Below are 16,847 nucleotides of genomic sequence, written 5' to 3' on the forward strand. Positions count from 1 at the left end.
CAAGCGCGAGGGGCGGTTGTCCTGCGATTGTCGGCTTGCACCGTTGCCGACGCCGGAATTGATGATTACTCCTGCCGCCGGATCAGGGGTATGGATCGGCCGGTCGGGGAGGCAAGATGACGCGTCAGACACTCATCGCGGGAAATTGGAAAATGCATGGGCTGACAGAAGCGCTCGGCTTCTTCGGCGCGATTGCACCCATCGCCGCCAAAAGTCCGGCGACGGTGCTGGTCTGTCCGCCCGCGACCTTGCTGCAACAGGCCGCCCGGGCTTGTGACGGTACGGTGGTCCGGGTCGGCGGCCAGGATTGTCATGCCGCACCGAGCGGCGCTCATACCGGGGATATCTCCGCAGCGATGCTGCGCGATGCCGGCGCCACACATGTCATTCTGGGCCATTCCGAGCGCCGCGCCGATCATGGCGAGCGCGATGCCGATATTCGCGCCAAGGCCGAGGCGGCTCTGGCTGCCGGCCTGGTCCCGGTGATCTGTGTCGGCGAGACACTGTCCGAGCGAGAAGCGGGCCGCGAAGTCGAGATTGTCGCGGGTCAGCTCGCCGGTTCGCTGCCTGAAAATGCCGCCAGCGTGGATTTGGTCATAGCATATGAGCCGGTCTGGGCGATCGGGACCGGGTTGACCGCGTCCGTCGCCGATGTCGCGAGCATGCATGCCGCCATTCGCGAGCGTCTGCCAAATCCCGCAACCTCTTGTATTCTCTATGGAGGTTCAGTGAAGCCTGACAATGCTGCCGAATTGTTGGGCCTGGCCGATGTCGACGGTGCGCTGGTCGGGGGCGCGAGCCTGAATGCGTCTGATTTTACGGCAATAATCGAAGCGGCAAGTCGCAAGCGCGAATAAGTACGGTAAGTGGATTGAAACTTATTTGCCGGACAGTCCAAGGCTGAGTTTTCATTCGCCGCCTTTGGAGCTGAGCCGAGTATGGCCGAAATCGACTACGCCCGGGCCTCCGTGCTGCTTTTCGATCCTGTGCACGTGAACCAGCGAACAACGCGTTATGCCTTGTTCGAAATCGGGTTCCGCCAGATCGAATGCGTCTCATCCTTGTCGGACTTCAAGTCGGCCATCGCCGACAGCGCACCGACGTTGATCGTTGCCGAGTCCAGCGCCACCGATGCCGACATCTTCAATCTCGTCCGTTCGGTGCGCCGCGGTGAATTGGGCGGCAACCCGTTTGTGGTCATGCTGCTGACGACCTGGAGCCGCGATACAGGTCATATCCGCAAGGCGATCGAATGCGGGGCCGATGATGTCATCGTTCGGCCCTTTTCGACCATGTTTGCCGAGGAGCGCGTCAAGACCCTGATCAAGGGGCGCAAGGATTTCATCGTCACCTCCGACTATATCGGTCCGGACCGCCGCAAGGATACGGAGCGCTCGACCGATGCGCCGCCGATTGCGGTCCCGAATTTTCTCAAGGCGACGGTCGAAAATGATGAGCAGGCGCTCAACAATGGCAAGCAATGGGTCAGAGAGGCGCGTGACGCCGTAACCAGCGAGCGGGTCCGCCGTGTCGCCATGCGGATTGTCATTTCCGTCGAGCTGGAGGCCTCCAAGACGGATGAGGGCAAGGTGCCGGTGGCGCTCGATGTCAACGACCTGCAACGCGGTGCCCGCGAGCTGCGGGCCCATGTGCTGCGGGCGGGCCGACGCGAGGCAGCCGAGGTTGCTGAAGCCCTGATCGAGCAGATCGCGGCCCTCGGCGATGGCCGCAACGCGCCTCCGGCAGCGCTGAAACTGGCCAAGGAATTGGCGATGGGCAGCTATGCCGCTTTCGCCAATGGCGACACGATCGAGCGTTCGAAGAATGAGATCGGACGCACCGTGTCCAATCTGCGCAAGCGCTTGCAGGCGCGAGCGGAAGCCAATCAGCGCAAGGCAGAGCTCGCGGCCCAGGCGGCCGCAGCCCAAACCGCAGACGATGCTGGCCAAGACGGTTCGCCTGATATAAAACGCGCCGCCATGTGACCGGGCGGTGCTGGCATCGCACCGGGAACTCCTTATATCACTGGACGGGCTGCCAACTGGGCGGCGCGTTCTGGCTTATGGCGGTATTCATGACCACAGTCCTTTTGATCATCCAGCTCCTGGTCGCCCTTGGTCTCATCGGCGTCATCCTGCTGCAGCGATCGGAAGGTGGGGCACTGGGTATCGGTGGCGGCGGTGGCGGCGGCGGCATGATGTCGGGCCGCGGCGCAGCCAATATCCTGACGCGCACGACCATGATCCTCGGCGCGGTCTTCATCGGTAATTCGATCCTGCTCGCCATCGTGACCGGCGTCACGGCCGAGGGCACGAGCGTGTTTGATACCGAGATCGACAATCCGGCCACCGGCGTTGTCGAGCAAGAGGAAACGGGCGCTCCGGTACCCACCGACGGCTAGTCGGTCCCGCTTTAATCATCACATATTTCAACTCGCGTCTTCCGACGCGTCCGAATCTGGGATAATCAGACGGCCCATGCCGCGATATATCTTTATTACGGGCGGCGTGGTCTCCTCTTTGGGAAAAGGCCTCGCTTCAGCCGCTATCGGAGCCCTGCTTCAGGCGCGTGGATATAAAGTCCGCCTGCGCAAGCTGGACCCCTATCTCAACGTCGATCCGGGCACGATGTCGCCCTATCAGCATGGCGAGTGCTATGTGACCGATGATGGCGCCGAAGCCGACCTCGATCTGGGTCATTATGAGCGCTTCACCGGCGTTGCTGCCAGCCAGGCCGACAATATCACCACGGGACGCATTTATTCGCGCATCATCGAGCGCGAGCGCCGCGGCGATTATCTCGGCGCGACGGTGCAGGTGATTCCCCACGTCACCGACCAGATCAAACAATTCGTTCTCTCCGATGCCGGCGATGTCGATTTCGTGCTGTGCGAGATTGGCGGCACGGTCGGTGATATCGAAGGCCTGCCCTTCTTCGAGGCGATCCGCCAGCTCGGCCAGGAGCTGGGCGACGGCAATGCCGTCTTCCTGCATGTCACCCTGCTGCCCTTCATCAAGGTCGCCGGCGAGATGAAGACCAAGCCGACCCAGCACTCGGTGAAAGAGCTGCGCTCGATCGGTATCCAGCCGGATATCCTTCTGTGCCGCTGCGAGATCCCGATCCCGCCCGGCGACAAGCGCAAGATCGGCCTGTTCTGCAACGTCAAGGAAAGCGCCGTCATCGAGGGCCGCGACGCCGCCTCGCTGTATGACGTGCCGCTCGAATATCACCGCCAGGGCCTGGACACGGAAATCCTGCGCTGTTTCGGCATTGCCGACGCGCCGGCGCCGGATCTGACCCGTTGGGAAGGTATTTCGCAGACCATCGCCAATCCCGATGGCGAAGTGACGATCGGCGTGGTCGGCAAATATGTCGGCCTGCTGGACGCCTATAAATCCCTCATCGAAGCGCTGGCCCATGGCGGTATCGCCAATGGGGTGAAGGTCAAGCTGAAATGGCTCGACAGCGAGCAGTTCGAGAAAGACGATGCCTTCGAACCGCTGGAAGACGTGCACGGCGTGCTCGTCCCGGGCGGCTTCGGTGAACGCGGAGTCGAGGGTAAGATCGCGGCGGCGAAATTCGCCCGCGAGCGCAAGGTGCCTTTCTTCGGGATCTGCTACGGCATGCAGATGGCGGTGCTCGAAGCGGCTCGCAATCTCGCAGGCGTGCCGACGGCCGTCTCCTCGGAATTCTCCGAATCGGGCGAGCCGGTTATCGGTCTTCTGACCGAATGGACCCGCGGCAATGAAGTCGAGACCCGCAAGGCCGGCGACGATATGGGCGGCACCATGCGCCTGGGCGCCTATCCGGCTGTCCTCAAGGACGGCTCCAAGGTCCGCGAGATTTACGGCCAGGCCCATATCGAAGAGCGTCACCGCCACCGCTATGAGGTCAATGTCGGCTACAAGGACCAGCTGGAAGCGAGCGGCCTGACCTTCTCCGGCCTGTCACCCGATGGCGTGTTGCCGGAAATCGTCGAGATCGAGGACCATCCCTGGTTCATCGGCGTGCAATTCCACCCGGAACTCAAATCAAGGCCGTTCGAGCCGCACCCGCTGTTTGCGAGCTTTATCGCGGCGGCGCTGGAACAGAGCCGGATGGTTTAGGGGAGTGTCGGGCTTAGGTCCGTGTTTTTAACCATTTAGAACACCCGAAACCACCGTCATCCCCCGGCTTGTCCGGGGGACCTCGACTCACGCGTGTGGAAGATGGCTGAGGTCCCCCGGATCGTCGCTTCGCGTCGACCGGGGGATGACGACCAGAATTGGAGTCTCACTTTTGCTCCAAGGCAATGGTGAGCGGAACGCTTGCGGGATCTCCAATATTTCCCGAGTCCACGTGAGCATGTACCCAATCGTTTTTGGATTCGGCTACCCGAAGGCACTCTTTAGCCAAGTACAGCAAACCGTCTCTTGAACCGGTCAATCTTACTTCTAACGGGCCGTCATTTCTGGCGCATTCACCCTTGATAAACGGATCGTAGGCCGTCCCGGCCATTCTCGATTCAAGCGCCTTTCTCGCAAGGTCCGCCAATGTGTCCGCCATAATCGGTCTGTTCCTTTTTTAAATCAGCGACAACTTCTTCATTTCGCCGAAGCAAGTTTCGCGCGCTATGCGCTCCTCGAGCGCAACGGTATTGCTGCCGCTTCAAACACCCCCCAGCTCGCCGATCACACGCACAGCCGTCATCACATCCTCCCGCGTGCAATCAAACTGCCCGACCTGGAAGCGGATCACATAGCGGCCGTCATGGCGGGTCTGGGTGAGATAGGTGCGGCCATCGGTGTTGATGCGTTCCAGCAGGTCCGCGGTGGCCTCATCGCCGGCCTTGCAGGCGAAGCTGAACAGGCTGAAGCGCGGCTCTGTCACGATTTCGAGGCCGGGCAGGGCGCGGATCGCCTCGCAGGCTTCGTTTGACCAGGCGATGTGGTTGCGGATGCGGGTGCGCAGGCCGTCCAGCCCGTAGGCGCGGATCAGGAACCAGAGTTTGAGCGCGCGGAAGCGGCGGCCGAGCGGGATGGTCCATTCGGAGTAATTGATGGCGTCGTCCATGCCCGGTGTTTCGAGGTAATCCGGCCGCAGGGTCAGGGATTTGAGCTGGTCGGTCGGGTCCTTCAGGAACTGCACCGAGCAATCGAACTGGGCACCAAGCCATTTATGCGGGTTGAAGACGATACTGTCGGCGCCCTCGACGCCGTTCCAATTCGTGCGCAGCTCGGGGCAGATCATCGCCGAGCCGGCCCAGGCGGCATCGACATGGGTGTAGAGATTTTCTTCGCGGGCGACCTCAATGATCTTCGCGACCGGATCGATGGCACCGATACCGGTACCGCCGACGCAGATCACGATACCGGCCGGCAAATGACCGGCGGCGCGGTCAGCGGTGATCGCAGCGCGCAGGGCATCCGGATCCATGCCGTAATCGTCGGTGGTGGCGATCTTGACCAGATTGTCCTGACCGATCCCCGCCACCCAGCACGCCTTGTCGACGGAAGAATGGGTCTGGGCTGACGCGTAGACGCGCGGCGCCGCTTCACCGCGGAGTCCGGAGCGGATGCCGCGCCAGTCGAGTGCTCGTTCACGCATGGTCATGACAGCGGAGAGTGTGGCCGAGGAGGCGCTGTCCTGGATCACGCCGCGCCAGCCTGACGGCAGGCCGAGCGCCTGACGCAGCCAGTCGACCATGCGGGTTTCCATTTCAGTGGCGGCTGGCGAGGTCTGCCACAGCATGCATTGCGCTGACATCGTGTTGACGAGCTGTTCGGCGAGCATGGAGGCGGGCGCCGCGTTGGCCGGGAAATAGGCGAAGAAGCGCGGATGCTGCCAATGGGTCATGGCGTCGGGGACGAGGCGTTCGAAATCGGCGAAAATCTCGTCCATGCCGGTTGCGCCGTCGGGCGGCGAAACGGGCAGGGCGTTGAGGACATTCCCGGGCCGCGTCGCCGGACGGACCGGGCGGTCGCGCAGGGTTTCCAGATAGGTTTTCGACCAGTCGGCAATGCGCCGCGACCAGGTGCCAAATTCCTCGAGCTTCATCCTCATCCCCTCTACCGGTCGCCCACGAGCGACCGGTGGCTGAATTTTTTTCAGGTCTTGCGCATCTAAACCCATTGTCACGGGCATCCAACGGGCAAAGCCGTTATCATGCGGCCACGGGATCAAGGAGACTGCCATGCATCGTTATCGTTTCACCGCCCTCGCTGGCGCCGCTCTGGCGGCTGCCGCACTCACCGCACCGGGCTTTGCCCAGGACAATGAGAGCCGCAATCTCACCGGGTTCGATTCCATCGATGCCAATGGCGGGTTCGAGCTGGTTGTCGTGCAGGGCGAGGGGTTTTCGGTTGAGCTGATTGGCGATGCCGATGATTTCGACCGGATCGACACCGAGGTCGATGGCCACCGTCTTGAGATCGATCAGCACAGCGGCTTGTTCTCGCGGCGCCACAGCCTCGATGTGGTGGTACAGGTCACCCTGCCTGCGATCAGCGAACTGGCCTTCGGCCGCGGTATCAGTGCCGAGGTGACCGGGATTGACAGTGCGGACCTTGAAGTCGATGTCGCCACCGGCTCGTCCGTGCGCCTGTCAGGTACGTGCGGATCGCTTGAGATCGATGCCTCGACCGGCACCTCCCTGCGCGCCAGCGATCTGGTTTGCGCCCGGGTGGAGGTTGATGCCTCGACCGGAGCCTCGGTCTCTGCGCATGCCACCGAGGCCGCTGACGCCTCGGCCAGCATGGGCGCTTCGGTGCGTATTCACGGCAATCCGCCGGCGCGCCATTCCAGAAGCACGATGGGCGGATCGGTCAGCCTGTCCAGCGGCGGTTAGGCAAAGCAGCAGCGCGGCCTGCAACAGGCCGCGCGCCATGCTTGCACCGGGTCGATTAAGCCTGTATACGGCGCGGCTCGAACGGATGGTGAAAGCTGTCCCGACCACTGATTCATAGCGCTGGAGAGGCTCAATGGCCGTCCCTAAAAGAAAAACGACGCCGAGCAAACGCGGCATGCGCCGGGCCCACGACAAGCTGGCTGCCCCGGTCTACATTGAAGACAAGGACAGCGGCGAGCTGCGCCGTCCGCACCATGTCGACCTGAAGTCGGGCATGTATCGCGGTCGCCAGATCCTCGAGCCGAAGGACGACTGAGTCGTTTCCGGCTGACCGGATTGCCCGGTCAACATGGCTGACAAAAAAACGCGCCAGGCCAATGCCAGGCGCGTTTTTCTTTGCGTGTTCTGTCCTTTTGCGCGGAATTCTGGGTGTTTTCTCCCGCCGCTTGCACAAGGCTGCAACTTGCCCAAACTGGCGGCCTCGTACGGACAGGGGATGACATGACCAGCGATATCGAAATCGCCCGCGCGGCGACGCTCAAGCCCATGGCCGATATCGCGGCGGGGCTGGGGATACCCGATGAGGCCATCATTCCCTTTGGCCGTTCCAAGGCCAAGCTTTCGGGCGAGTACATTGCCACGCTCAAGGATCGCCCCCGCGGCAAGCTGATTCTCGTCACTGCAATCAGTCCGACTCCGGCGGGTGAGGGCAAGACCACGACCACGGTCGGGTTGGGCGATGGTCTCGCCCGGATCGGCAAGAAGGTCGCCATCTGCCTGCGCGAGCCCTCCCTGGGTCCGTGTTTTGGCATGAAGGGCGGGGCGGCCGGTGGTGGCATGGCACAGGTGGTGCCGATGGAGGATATCAATCTCCATTTCACCGGCGATTTCCACGCCATCACCTCGGCCCATAACCTGCTCGCCGCGCTGGTCGACAATCATGTCCATTGGGGCAATGAGCAACAACTCGACACCCGCCGCATCGCCTTTCGCCGGGTGATGGACATGAATGACCGCTCCCTGCGCAATCTGGTCACCGGGCTGGGCGGCGCGGCCCATGGCACGCCGCGCGAGGCCGGGTTCGACATCACGGTGGCCTCCGAAGTCATGGCAATCCTGTGCCTGGCCCGCGATCTGGCGGACCTTGAGGACCGGCTCGGCAAGATCGTGGTTGGTGAGCGCGCTGACCGTTCGCGCGTGACGGCCGCTGATATCGGAGCGGCCGGTGCAATGACGGTGCTCTTGAAGGACGCTTTCCAACCCAATCTCGTGCAGACGCTGGAACACACGCCGACCTTCATCCATGGCGGCCCCTTCGCCAATATCGCCCATGGCTGCAATACGCTGGTCGCCACTGACACGGCCCTGCGCCTGGCCGATTATGTCGTCACCGAGGCCGGCTTCGGGGCCGATCTGGGGGCCGAGAAATTCTTCGACATCAAATGCCGCAAGGGTGGCCTCGAGCCGTCTGCCGCCGTCCTGGTCGCCACGATCCGGGCGCTGAAGATGAATGGCGGGATTCCGAAGGATCAACTGGGCGGAGAGAATGTCGCCGCCGTCGAGGCCGGCTGCGCCAATCTCGGCCGTCATATCGAAAACATGGCCAAGTTCGGGGTGCCGGTCGTCGTCGCGATCAATCATTTCATCGCCGACAGCGAAGCCGAAATCGCCGCGGTCCAGTCCTATTGCGAAGCGCGGGGCGTCAAGGCCGTACTGGCGACTCACTGGGCCGAGGGCGGGCAGGGCGCGGAAAAACTGGCCGAGGCCGTCAGCGCCCTTGTGGAGGGCGGAACAAGCCGTTTTGCGCCGCTCTATGGCAATGACCTCACCCTGGCCGACAAGATCGAGATAATCGCCACCTCGATCTACCGTGCCGGCTCGGTCGTCTATGAACGCTCAGCACGCCAGCAATTGGAGCGTTGGCAGGAGGCGGGCTACGGGCAATTGCCGGTCTGCATGGCCAAGACGCAATACTCGTTTTCTGCTGATCCGAGCCTGATCGGCGCGCCGGAGGGCCATGAACTCCATGTCCGCGAAGTCCGCCTGTCGGCCGGGGCCGGTTTCGTGGTCGCTGTCTGCGGCGCGATCATGACCATGCCGGGTTTGCCGCGGAAACCGGCGGCGCTGGATATCCATCTCAACAAAGCCGGGGAGGTCGAGGGGCTGTTCTAGCCAATAAACCCGCTATTCACCGCACTTATTTCATCTGTTCGCGGTAACACGGCGCATTGCCGGCATGCTCGGGCTTGCGTCCCGGCCAGCCTTGGTTATGAAGCGCCCAACGCGCCTTTATCCCGAAGAGAGTCTCATGACCGCCATCACCGACATTATTGCCCGCGAAATCCTCGACAGCCGGGGCAATCCGACCGTGGAAGTCGACGTGCTGCTGGAAGACGGCTCCTTCGGCCGCGCCGCGGTGCCGTCGGGGGCCTCGACCGGCGCCCACGAAGCGGTCGAGATGCGTGATGGCGGTGAACGCTATGGCGGCAAGGGTGTCCTGAAAGCCTGCGACCTGGTCGAGGGCGAGATTTTCGAGGCCATTGCCGGCATGGATGCCGAAGACCAGCGCCGTATCGACGAGGCGATGATCGAGCTTGATGGCACCGCCAACAAGGCCCGCCTCGGCGCCAATGCGATGCTCGGCGTGTCGCTGGCGACCGCGCACGCCGCCGCCGACGTCCAGGGCCTGCCGCTTTACCGCTATATTGGCGGCATGAATGCCCGCGTCCTGCCGACCCCGATGATGAATATCATCAATGGCGGCGCCCATGCCGACAATCCGATCGACTTCCAGGAATTCATGATCATGCCGGTCGGTCTGCCCAGCTTCTCCGAAGCCCTGCGTTGCGGCGCTGAAGTCTTCCATGCCCTCAAATCGCGCCTGAAGGCTGATGGCCTCAACACCAATGTCGGCGATGAGGGTGGTTTCGCGCCGCACCTGACCTCCGCCGAACAGGCGCTCGACGTGATCATGGATGCCATCGAGGCGGCCGGCTACAAGCCGGGCGAGGATGTCGCCCTGGCCCTCGATGTCGCCTCAACTGAATTCTACAAGAATGGCCAATACGTGCTGGAAGGCGCCGACGAGAGCCATGACGCCGCCGGCTTTGCCAAATATCTGGAAAAGCTGGTAAATAAATACCCGATCGTCTCGATCGAGGATGGCATGGCCGAGGATGACTGGGACGGATGGCGTGCTCTGACCGAGCGTCTGGATGGCAAATGCCAGCTGGTCGGCGATGATCTCTTCGTCACCAATCCGGAACGCCTGGCCCAGGGCATTGAGACCGGGGCCGCCAACGCGATCCTCGTCAAGGTCAACCAGATCGGCACGCTGTCGGAAACCCTCGACGCCGTCGACATGGCGCTGCGCTCGGGCTATGGCGCGGTGATGAGCCACCGCTCCGGCGAGACCGAGGACGCGACGATTGCCGACCTTGCCGTCGCCACCAATTGCGGACAGATCAAGACCGGTTCGCTGGCCCGCTCGGATCGCACTGCCAAGTACAACCAGCTGCTGCGGATCGAAAGCATGCTGGGCGAGACCGGGATGTATGCCGGCGCGTCGGGCCTGGCGAGTTAGGTAGTCAGCGGCACTTTTCAAACGGCATCAACTTCCGTCATCCCCCGGCTTGTCCGGGGGACCTTTGCTCGCCTGCTAGACATCGGAGCGAGGTGGACTGGCGTATTGGCTTAGGTCCCCCGGATCACCGCTTCGCGCCGACCGTGGGATGACGATTGGATTAGGATTGGTGGGGGGAGAATCCAGAAACTCTCAGCCCCATTCCAGCCCAATCCCTTACCCAGTCCTGAATCCGTGATTCACGACTCCTAAAGTGTGATCGTGTTGAATCACCCTTGCAGAAGAACACGGTGTATCAGCGCCGGTCTCAACAAGGGTGTACGGGTTTTGGACGCGATCAAGCGCTTTTCCACGACAGCATTGCTCACCGTCGCGATCGCCTATTTCGGCTATCACGCGCTGACGGGCGAGCAGGGCGTGCTGAACTGGATTGTCGTGAAAAACGAGATCAGCGAAGCCGAAGCCGAGCTTGCCCTGGCCCAGGCCGAACGGCAGGCGCTGGAAGTCACGGCGGCGCGTCTGCGCTCTGACAGCCTTGATCTCGACTACGTCGAAGAGCGGGCCCGCGACATTCTCAATGTCGCCCATCCGCGTGAATTCATCGTCGAGATCGACAGCGAAGACCGTCGCTGAGATACGCCTTCCATACAGTCTGCCCATTCCCCATTTGAGTGAATTACTGCTTCGCGCTTGCCCGTGCGGTGCGTCATCTGCTATGCGGCGATAGACGTCAGATGGGAGCGCGAACAATATATTTCGCGTGCGAATTAATGACCAGCAAGCGTACCAGCAAGACCGCCGTATCCAAGCCGGCCGCCAAAACGACCAAGACAGTCGCGCCGGGAACGGCCGGAAAAGACGAGCTGCTTCAGTATTATCGCGAGATGCTGATGATGCGCCGTTTCGAGGAAAAGGCGGGCCAGCTCTATGGCATGGGCCTGATCGCCGGCTTCTGTCACCTCTATATCGGCCAGGAAGCCGTGGTGACCGGGATCCAGGCGGCGCTCGAAGAGGGCGACCAGGTGATCACCGGCTATCGCGACCACGCCCACATGCTGGCCTGCGGCATGGACCCCAAGGGTGTCATGGCCGAGCTGACCGGTCGCGAGGGCGGCTATTCGCGCGGCAAGGGCGGCTCGATGCACATGTTCTCGCGCGAGAAGCAATTCTATGGCGGGCACGGCATTGTCGGCGCGCAGGTGGCACTCGGCACCGGTCTGGGCTTTGCCGACTGGTACAAGGGCAATGGCAAGCTCTCGGTCGCCTATTTCGGCGACGGCGCGGCCAATCAGGGCCAAGTCTATGAAAGCTTCAACATGGCCAAGCTGTGGAATCTGCCGGTCATTTATGTGATCGAGAACAACCAGTACGCCATGGGCACCTCGGTCAAGCGCGCCTCCTCGGAAACGGCGCTGCACAAGCGTGGCATCTCCTTCGGCATTCCCGGTGAGGAAGTCGATGGCATGGATGTCGAGGCGGTCAAGCGCGCCGCAGAGAAAGCCGTCAAACACGCCCGCGAGGGCAATGGCCCCTACATTCTCGAAATGAAGACCTACCGCTATCGCGGCCACTCCATGTCCGATCCGGCCAAATACCGTACCCGCGAGGAAGTCGACGATATCCGCTCGCACCACGACCCGATCGACCTGATCAAGAAACGCCTGATCGAGGGCAAGCACGCGACCGAAGACGAGCTCAAGGCGCTCGACAAGGACGTGAAAGCCATCGTCAACGAGGCCGCCCAATTCGCCAAGGACAGCCCCGAGCCGGATCCGAGTGAGCTCTACACGGATGTGTTGGTGGAGGTCTGACCGGTATGGCGGCAACAAGTCATTCGCTGTTGGGTATACCCGCTGCCATTATCGTCGCGACCGTGTCGGGTGGTCTCGCTGCGGTGGCTGCGGTCTATCAGTCGCATCAAGAACATCGGCATGAACTCATCCTGACGATGATTGATGATGACCCGGCAGCGTCATGCCGCAATATCCGCTTCCTGCATGAGTCCCGGATTTATCGGCTGCGAGCCGATTTCTACACGGATTTCAACAATCAGTGCCGTGTCATCCTTGGTGAAGAGTCCGGCGGGGCGACGGAGCGAGCTCCGGGGGCGTCTGTTCCAACCCGGACGGTAACATTGGTGTCGCAGGATGCGGCGCGTTACCAGCAAACGCTCTTTCGTTCGATCGGGGCCGGTGAGAGCGCTGAGCGGATTGCCGCGACCGAATCCTTGCTCGACCGCTTCGCTCAGGATCCCACGGCAGCCGACAACGCGATCCTAGCGATTTCCGGTGCAACATCACACGAGGATGCAGCGAACGGTCGCTACAACGCCTTGATTTATTTGCTTGGTGTTGAAAAAGAAATAATCCAGGACGATGTGCGGTGTCAGAGACTGGTCGAGGTTTTGGATGCCTGGACCGGCGGCCAAGACGGATATGAAGCGCCGGGCCCTTCGACCCGGGAACGGATTGACGATCTTCGGTCTCGATTGATCTGCGATGACACAAGTCAGGAGCCGTCGGAATGACCCCGCAAGTGAAACACTTCCTCGACAATTGGCACCAGGCCGTGCGTGAGCGCGATGCGGCGCGCCTGTCCTCGATCATTGCCGAGGGCTGCGAACTGCATTCGCCGGTGGTGTGGAAGCCGTCAGCGGACAAGCATTACCTGCTGCACATCCTGATGGGTGTGATCACGGTGGTTGAAGGCTTCGACTATCGCCAGGAATGGGTGAACGGCAATGAGCTCCTGCTCGAATTCACCGGCACGGTGGAGGGCAAGGGTCTGGTCGGTATCGACAAGATCACCCTCAATGATGAGGGCCAGATGGCCCGCATCGAAGTGCTGATCCGGCCGATGAACACGCTGATGGAGTTTGCCGGAAAGATGCGCGAGCACGCGCTGCGCTACAAACCCGAAGCCGCCAACGGTTGATGCCGCGCCGGTCTCCGGCGCACTGCAAGATTTGACACAGGACAGGTAGAGCCATGTCGATTGAAATCCTTATGCCGGCCCTTTCCCCGACGATGGAAGAGGGCACGCTCGCCAAGTGGAATATCAAGGAAGGCGACACCGTCGAGAGCGGTGACGTGATTGCCGAGATCGAAACCGACAAGGCGACGATGGAAGTCGAAGCGGTCGAGGAGGGCGTCGTCGCCAAACTCCTCGTTGCCGAAGGCACCGAGAATGTGAAGGTCAATTCCCCGATCGCCATCCTGGCCGAGGACGGTGAGGATGCCAGCGCGGTTGAGGCGCCGAAGGCCAAAGCCGAAGCCAAGGATGAGGCGCCGGCCGATAATGGCTCCGATGACGCCGAAAACGACGACGAGGCCGACGCCAAGCCGGAGGTCATCGATTACAGCCGCCCGGACGCTAGCGATCCTGAAGTGCCCGAGGGCACGAACATGGTCTCCACCACGGTCCGCGACGCCCTGCGCGATGCGATGGCCGAGGAGATGCGCCGCGATGACACCGTCTTCGTGATGGGTGAGGAAGTCGCCGAATATCAGGGCGCTTACAAGGTCACGCGCGGCCTTCTGGACGAGTTTGGACCCAAGCGCGTCGTCGACACGCCGATCACCGAGCACGGCTTTGCCGGCCTGGGTGTCGGTGCGGCCTTCAACGGGCTCAAGCCGGTCGTCGAGTTCATGACCTTCAACTTCGCCATGCAGGCGATCGACCACATCATCAACTCGGCCGCCAAGACGCTCTATATGTCCGGCGGCCAGATGGGCTGCCCGATCGTCTTCCGCGGACCCAATGGTGCCGCCAGCCGCGTCGGCGCGCAGCACAGCCATGACTATTCCTCTTGGTATGCCAATGTGCCGGGCCTCAAAGTCGTCGCGCCCTATGACGCTGCCGACGCCAAGGGCCTCCTGAAAGCCGCCATCCGCGACCCGAACCCGGTCGTCTTCCTCGAGCACGAGCTGATCTATGGCGAGAGCTTTGACGTGCCGGAGATGGAGGACTGGGTCCTGCCGATCGGCAAGGCCAAAATCCGCCGGTCCGGCACGGACGTCACCATCACGGCGCATAGCCGCATGGTCGGCTATGCCCTCAAGGCCGCCGAAATCCTCGCCGAAGACGGTATCTCCGCCGAGGTAATCGACCTGCGCTCGCTGCGCCCGCTCGACACCGACACGATTGTGGACTCGGTCAGGAAAACCAATCGCATCGTTTGCGCCGAAGAGGGCTGGGGCCGCATGGGTGTCGGTGCCGAGATCGCTGCCGTCGTCACCGCCGAGGCCTTCGACTATCTTGACGCCCCGCCCGCTCGCGTCCACCAGGAAGACGTCCCGCTGCCCTATGCCGGCAATCTGGAAAAGCTGTCCTTGCCGGGCGTGGACGATATCGTGAAGGCGGCGAGGGCCGTCTGCTACGCGGAGTAGGATGATGGCATCTCCGCAAAAATCCTGGCGCCACGGCGAGTGTCATTGCGGTGAGGTCGGCTTTGCCGTGAACCTGCCGGACAGTGTCGTCGCCCTGTCGTGCAATTGCTCGATCTGCGCAAAGACCGGCTTTATTCATCTCATTGTCGAAAAAGACGATTTCAAGATCGAACGCGGCGCGGAGAGCCTGACGACCTACACATTCGGCACGCATGAGGCCAAGCACCTGTTCTGCTCGAAATGCGGCGTGAAGAGCTTCTACGTCCCGCGTTCGCATCCCGATGGCTGGAGCGTCAATCTGCGCGCGCTCGACGCCGATGCCGACCTCCAGCTGCGCTTCGAGGAATTCGACGGCGCGAACTGGGAAAAGAACGTCTCCAAGATCAACCCCGAACTGGCCCAACCGGGCGCCAATGACGCCTGAGGCGAGGACTGAAACCATGTCGATTGAAATCCTGATGCCCGCCCTGTCGCCCACCATGGAAGAGGGCACGCTCGCCAGATGGCACGTCAAGGAAGGCGATGTCGTGGAAAGCGGCATGGTCCTGGCCGAGATCGAGACCGACAAGGCGACGATGGAAGTCGAAGCCGTCGATGAAGGCACGGTCGGCAAGATCCTGGTCGAGGACGGCACTGAGGGCGTCAAGGTCAATGCCGTGATCGCCATCCTTCTCGAAGAGGGTGAGACCGAGATTTCTGCCCCCGCCGAAGGTGGGGGAAGTGGCTCCGCCGCAGGCGGAGACGAAGGCGGCGCGAGCAAAGCGAGCGAAGAGGCTGCCAAACCGAAGCCTGCGGCTTCGGCCCCCTCTGCCGGCAAGCCCGGCATCTCCCCCGCAAGCGGGGGCGAAAAAGAAACGAGCGACCGCATCAAGGCCAGCCCGCTGGCCAAGCGCATCGCCGCCGACAAGGGTCTGGATCTCAAAACCATCGACGGATCCGGCCCCTATGGCCGGATCGTCAAGCGCGATGTCGAGAACGCCCAGCCGTCGCAAGCCGCGGCTCCGTCGGCTTCCGAGGCTCCGTCGGCTTCCGAGGCTCCCGCGGCCAAGCCCGTCGATATGGAAGACCCGCTCAAGGCCTATGGCATCGCCCGCGACCGCTATGAGCTGGAAAAAGCCGACGGGATCACCAAGATTTCCGCTAAACGCCTGTCCGAAAGCTTCCGCGACATCCCGCATTTCCCGCTGACTGTGGATTGCCGCATCGATGCGCTGATGGATTTCCGCAAGCGCGTGAATGCCGCCGCCGAGAAGGATGGCGACAAGGTCTCGGTCAATGACATCCTGATAAAGGCCTCCGGCCTGGCGCTGAAGAAGGTCCCGGCGGCCAATTCGTCCTGGATCGAGGGCGGGATGATCGCGCGGCACAAGCATGCCGACGTCTCCATGGCCGTGGCCATTGAAGGCGGGCTGATCACCCCGATCATCACCGATGCGGATCAGAAGGGCCTGGTCGAGATTTCGCGCCAGTCCAAGGACCTCGCTGCACGCGCCCGGGATCGCAAGCTGAAGCCGGAAGAGTTCCAGGGCGGCACTTTCTCGCTGTCCAATCTCGGCATGTTCGGCATCGACAGCTTCGCCTCCATCATCAATCCGCCCCAGGGCATGATCCTGTCGGTCGGCGCCGGTGAACAGCGCCCGGTGGTCAAGGACGGCGCCCTGGCCATCGCCATGGTGATGACGGTGACACTGACCTGCGACCACCGCGTCGTTGACGGTGCGACAGGTGCGAAGTGGCTGCAGGCCTTCAAGACCTATGTCGAAGACCCGATGACGATGTTGATGTAGGGCTGATGTAGGTGCGGTATGAACGGCCTCGGCCGGTTCCAGTCGGGCCCGTATCAGACCGGCGCTCTGCGCGGTTGGAGACATTGTTCTCTTGTCAGCCAGCGGGCCTCAGCGTGTTTCTTCAGTCAAGGGCGCCGAAGGCGCCGCGCTGCGGGCATGCCCCTTGACTGAAGAAACACGCTGAGGCGTCGTCTCGGCAAGCGATCAATGGGCGGTTGTGCGCAAGCGCCGACCCCCTACGATCTCCGACACAGTGAGACCAT

17 protein-coding genes are annotated in these 16,847 nt (G+C 62.2%); 15 read left to right on the forward strand and 2 right to left on the reverse strand.

Translation table 11 applies throughout. The features are described 5' to 3' along the window. The first annotated feature begins 116 nt into the window (after positions 1-116). The 4 genes from tpiA to C7435_RS03500 all read left to right on the forward strand — a co-directional run bounded on the left by tpiA (position 117) and on the right by C7435_RS03500 (position 4,106). Positions 117-857, forward strand: coding sequence for a triose-phosphate isomerase (tpiA, locus tag C7435_RS03485; RefSeq protein ID WP_121210065.1), 741 nt, complete (start codon positions 117-119; stop codon positions 855-857). An 81-nt stretch (positions 858-938) separates the two neighbouring features. Further along, positions 939-1,985, forward strand: coding sequence for a response regulator (locus tag C7435_RS03490; protein ID WP_121210066.1), 1,047 nt, complete (start codon positions 939-941; stop codon positions 1,983-1,985). A gap of 89 nt (positions 1,986-2,074) precedes the next feature. Then, on the forward strand, positions 2,075-2,401 hold the full coding sequence (gene secG, locus C7435_RS03495) for a preprotein translocase subunit SecG (protein WP_075189932.1): 327 nt from the start codon (positions 2,075-2,077) through the stop codon (positions 2,399-2,401). Positions 2,402-2,477: 76 nt separating this feature from the next. Beyond that, positions 2,478-4,106 carry a CTP synthase gene (locus C7435_RS03500; protein ID WP_121210067.1) on the forward strand — a complete coding sequence of 543 codons (1,629 nt, stop codon included), beginning with the start codon at positions 2,478-2,480 and terminating at the stop codon, positions 4,104-4,106. A gap of 166 nt (positions 4,107-4,272) precedes the next feature. Here C7435_RS03500 and C7435_RS17435 read toward each other — a convergent pair whose 3' ends face one another. Further along, positions 4,273-4,545, reverse strand: coding sequence for an Imm32 family immunity protein (locus C7435_RS17435; protein ID WP_456085632.1), 273 nt, complete (start codon positions 4,543-4,545; stop codon positions 4,273-4,275). Between the two features lie 102 nt (positions 4,546-4,647). Continuing rightward, a complete protein-coding gene (locus tag C7435_RS03505; RefSeq protein WP_121210068.1) occupies positions 4,648-6,036 on the reverse strand; it encodes a pyridoxal phosphate-dependent decarboxylase family protein in 1,389 nt (462 codons plus the stop codon). A 136-nt stretch (positions 6,037-6,172) separates the two neighbouring features. On the opposite strand from C7435_RS03505, the gene C7435_RS03510 reads away from it, so the two are divergent. The 11 genes from C7435_RS03510 (at position 6,173) to C7435_RS03560 (ending at position 16,584) form a co-directional block, all read left to right on the forward strand. Beyond that, complete coding sequence (locus tag C7435_RS03510) at positions 6,173-6,826, forward strand: head GIN domain-containing protein (protein WP_121210069.1); 654 nt, start codon at positions 6,173-6,175, stop codon at positions 6,824-6,826. 133 nt (positions 6,827-6,959) lie between these two features. Next, positions 6,960-7,142, forward strand: coding sequence for a 50S ribosomal protein L32 (gene rpmF, locus C7435_RS03515; protein ID WP_075189795.1), 183 nt, complete (start codon positions 6,960-6,962; stop codon positions 7,140-7,142). A gap of 185 nt (positions 7,143-7,327) precedes the next feature. After that, positions 7,328-8,998, forward strand: coding sequence for a formate--tetrahydrofolate ligase (locus tag C7435_RS03520; RefSeq protein ID WP_121210070.1), 1,671 nt, complete (start codon positions 7,328-7,330; stop codon positions 8,996-8,998). A gap of 136 nt (positions 8,999-9,134) precedes the next feature. Beyond that, entirely contained in the window at positions 9,135-10,409 is a 1,275-nt protein-coding gene (eno, locus tag C7435_RS03525) for a phosphopyruvate hydratase (RefSeq protein WP_075189933.1), read from the forward strand. Between the two features lie 327 nt (positions 10,410-10,736). Next, positions 10,737-11,042: an FtsB family cell division protein gene (locus C7435_RS03530; protein WP_170150331.1), complete on the forward strand. Its 306-nt coding sequence runs from the start codon at positions 10,737-10,739 to the stop codon at positions 11,040-11,042. 137 nt (positions 11,043-11,179) lie between these two features. After that, positions 11,180-12,220 carry a pyruvate dehydrogenase (acetyl-transferring) E1 component subunit alpha gene (gene pdhA / locus C7435_RS03535; RefSeq protein WP_121210072.1) on the forward strand — a complete coding sequence of 347 codons (1,041 nt, stop codon included), beginning with the start codon at positions 11,180-11,182 and terminating at the stop codon, positions 12,218-12,220. Between the two features lie 83 nt (positions 12,221-12,303). Continuing rightward, positions 12,304-12,936, forward strand: coding sequence for a hypothetical protein (locus C7435_RS03540; protein WP_147422622.1), 633 nt, complete (start codon positions 12,304-12,306; stop codon positions 12,934-12,936). Further along, positions 12,933-13,343, forward strand: a complete 411-nt coding sequence (locus tag C7435_RS03545; RefSeq protein WP_199288353.1) for a nuclear transport factor 2 family protein — start codon at positions 12,933-12,935, stop codon at positions 13,341-13,343. Before C7435_RS03540 ends, C7435_RS03545 begins: the two co-directional genes overlap by 4 nt. A gap of 53 nt (positions 13,344-13,396) precedes the next feature. Next, positions 13,397-14,797, forward strand: coding sequence for a pyruvate dehydrogenase complex E1 component subunit beta (locus C7435_RS03550; protein ID WP_121210074.1), 1,401 nt, complete (start codon positions 13,397-13,399; stop codon positions 14,795-14,797). 4 nt (positions 14,798-14,801) lie between these two features. Beyond that, positions 14,802-15,221, forward strand: coding sequence for a GFA family protein (locus C7435_RS03555; RefSeq protein ID WP_121210388.1), 420 nt, complete (start codon positions 14,802-14,804; stop codon positions 15,219-15,221). Between the two features lie 16 nt (positions 15,222-15,237). Further along, a complete protein-coding gene (locus C7435_RS03560; protein WP_121210075.1) occupies positions 15,238-16,584 on the forward strand; it encodes a pyruvate dehydrogenase complex dihydrolipoamide acetyltransferase in 1,347 nt (448 codons plus the stop codon). Positions 16,585-16,847: the final 263 nt, after the last annotated feature.

The sequence above is a fragment of the Maricaulis maris genome, assembly GCF_003634045.1.
In the GTDB taxonomy this organism is placed as follows: Bacteria; Pseudomonadota; Alphaproteobacteria; order Caulobacterales; family Maricaulaceae; genus Maricaulis; species Maricaulis maris.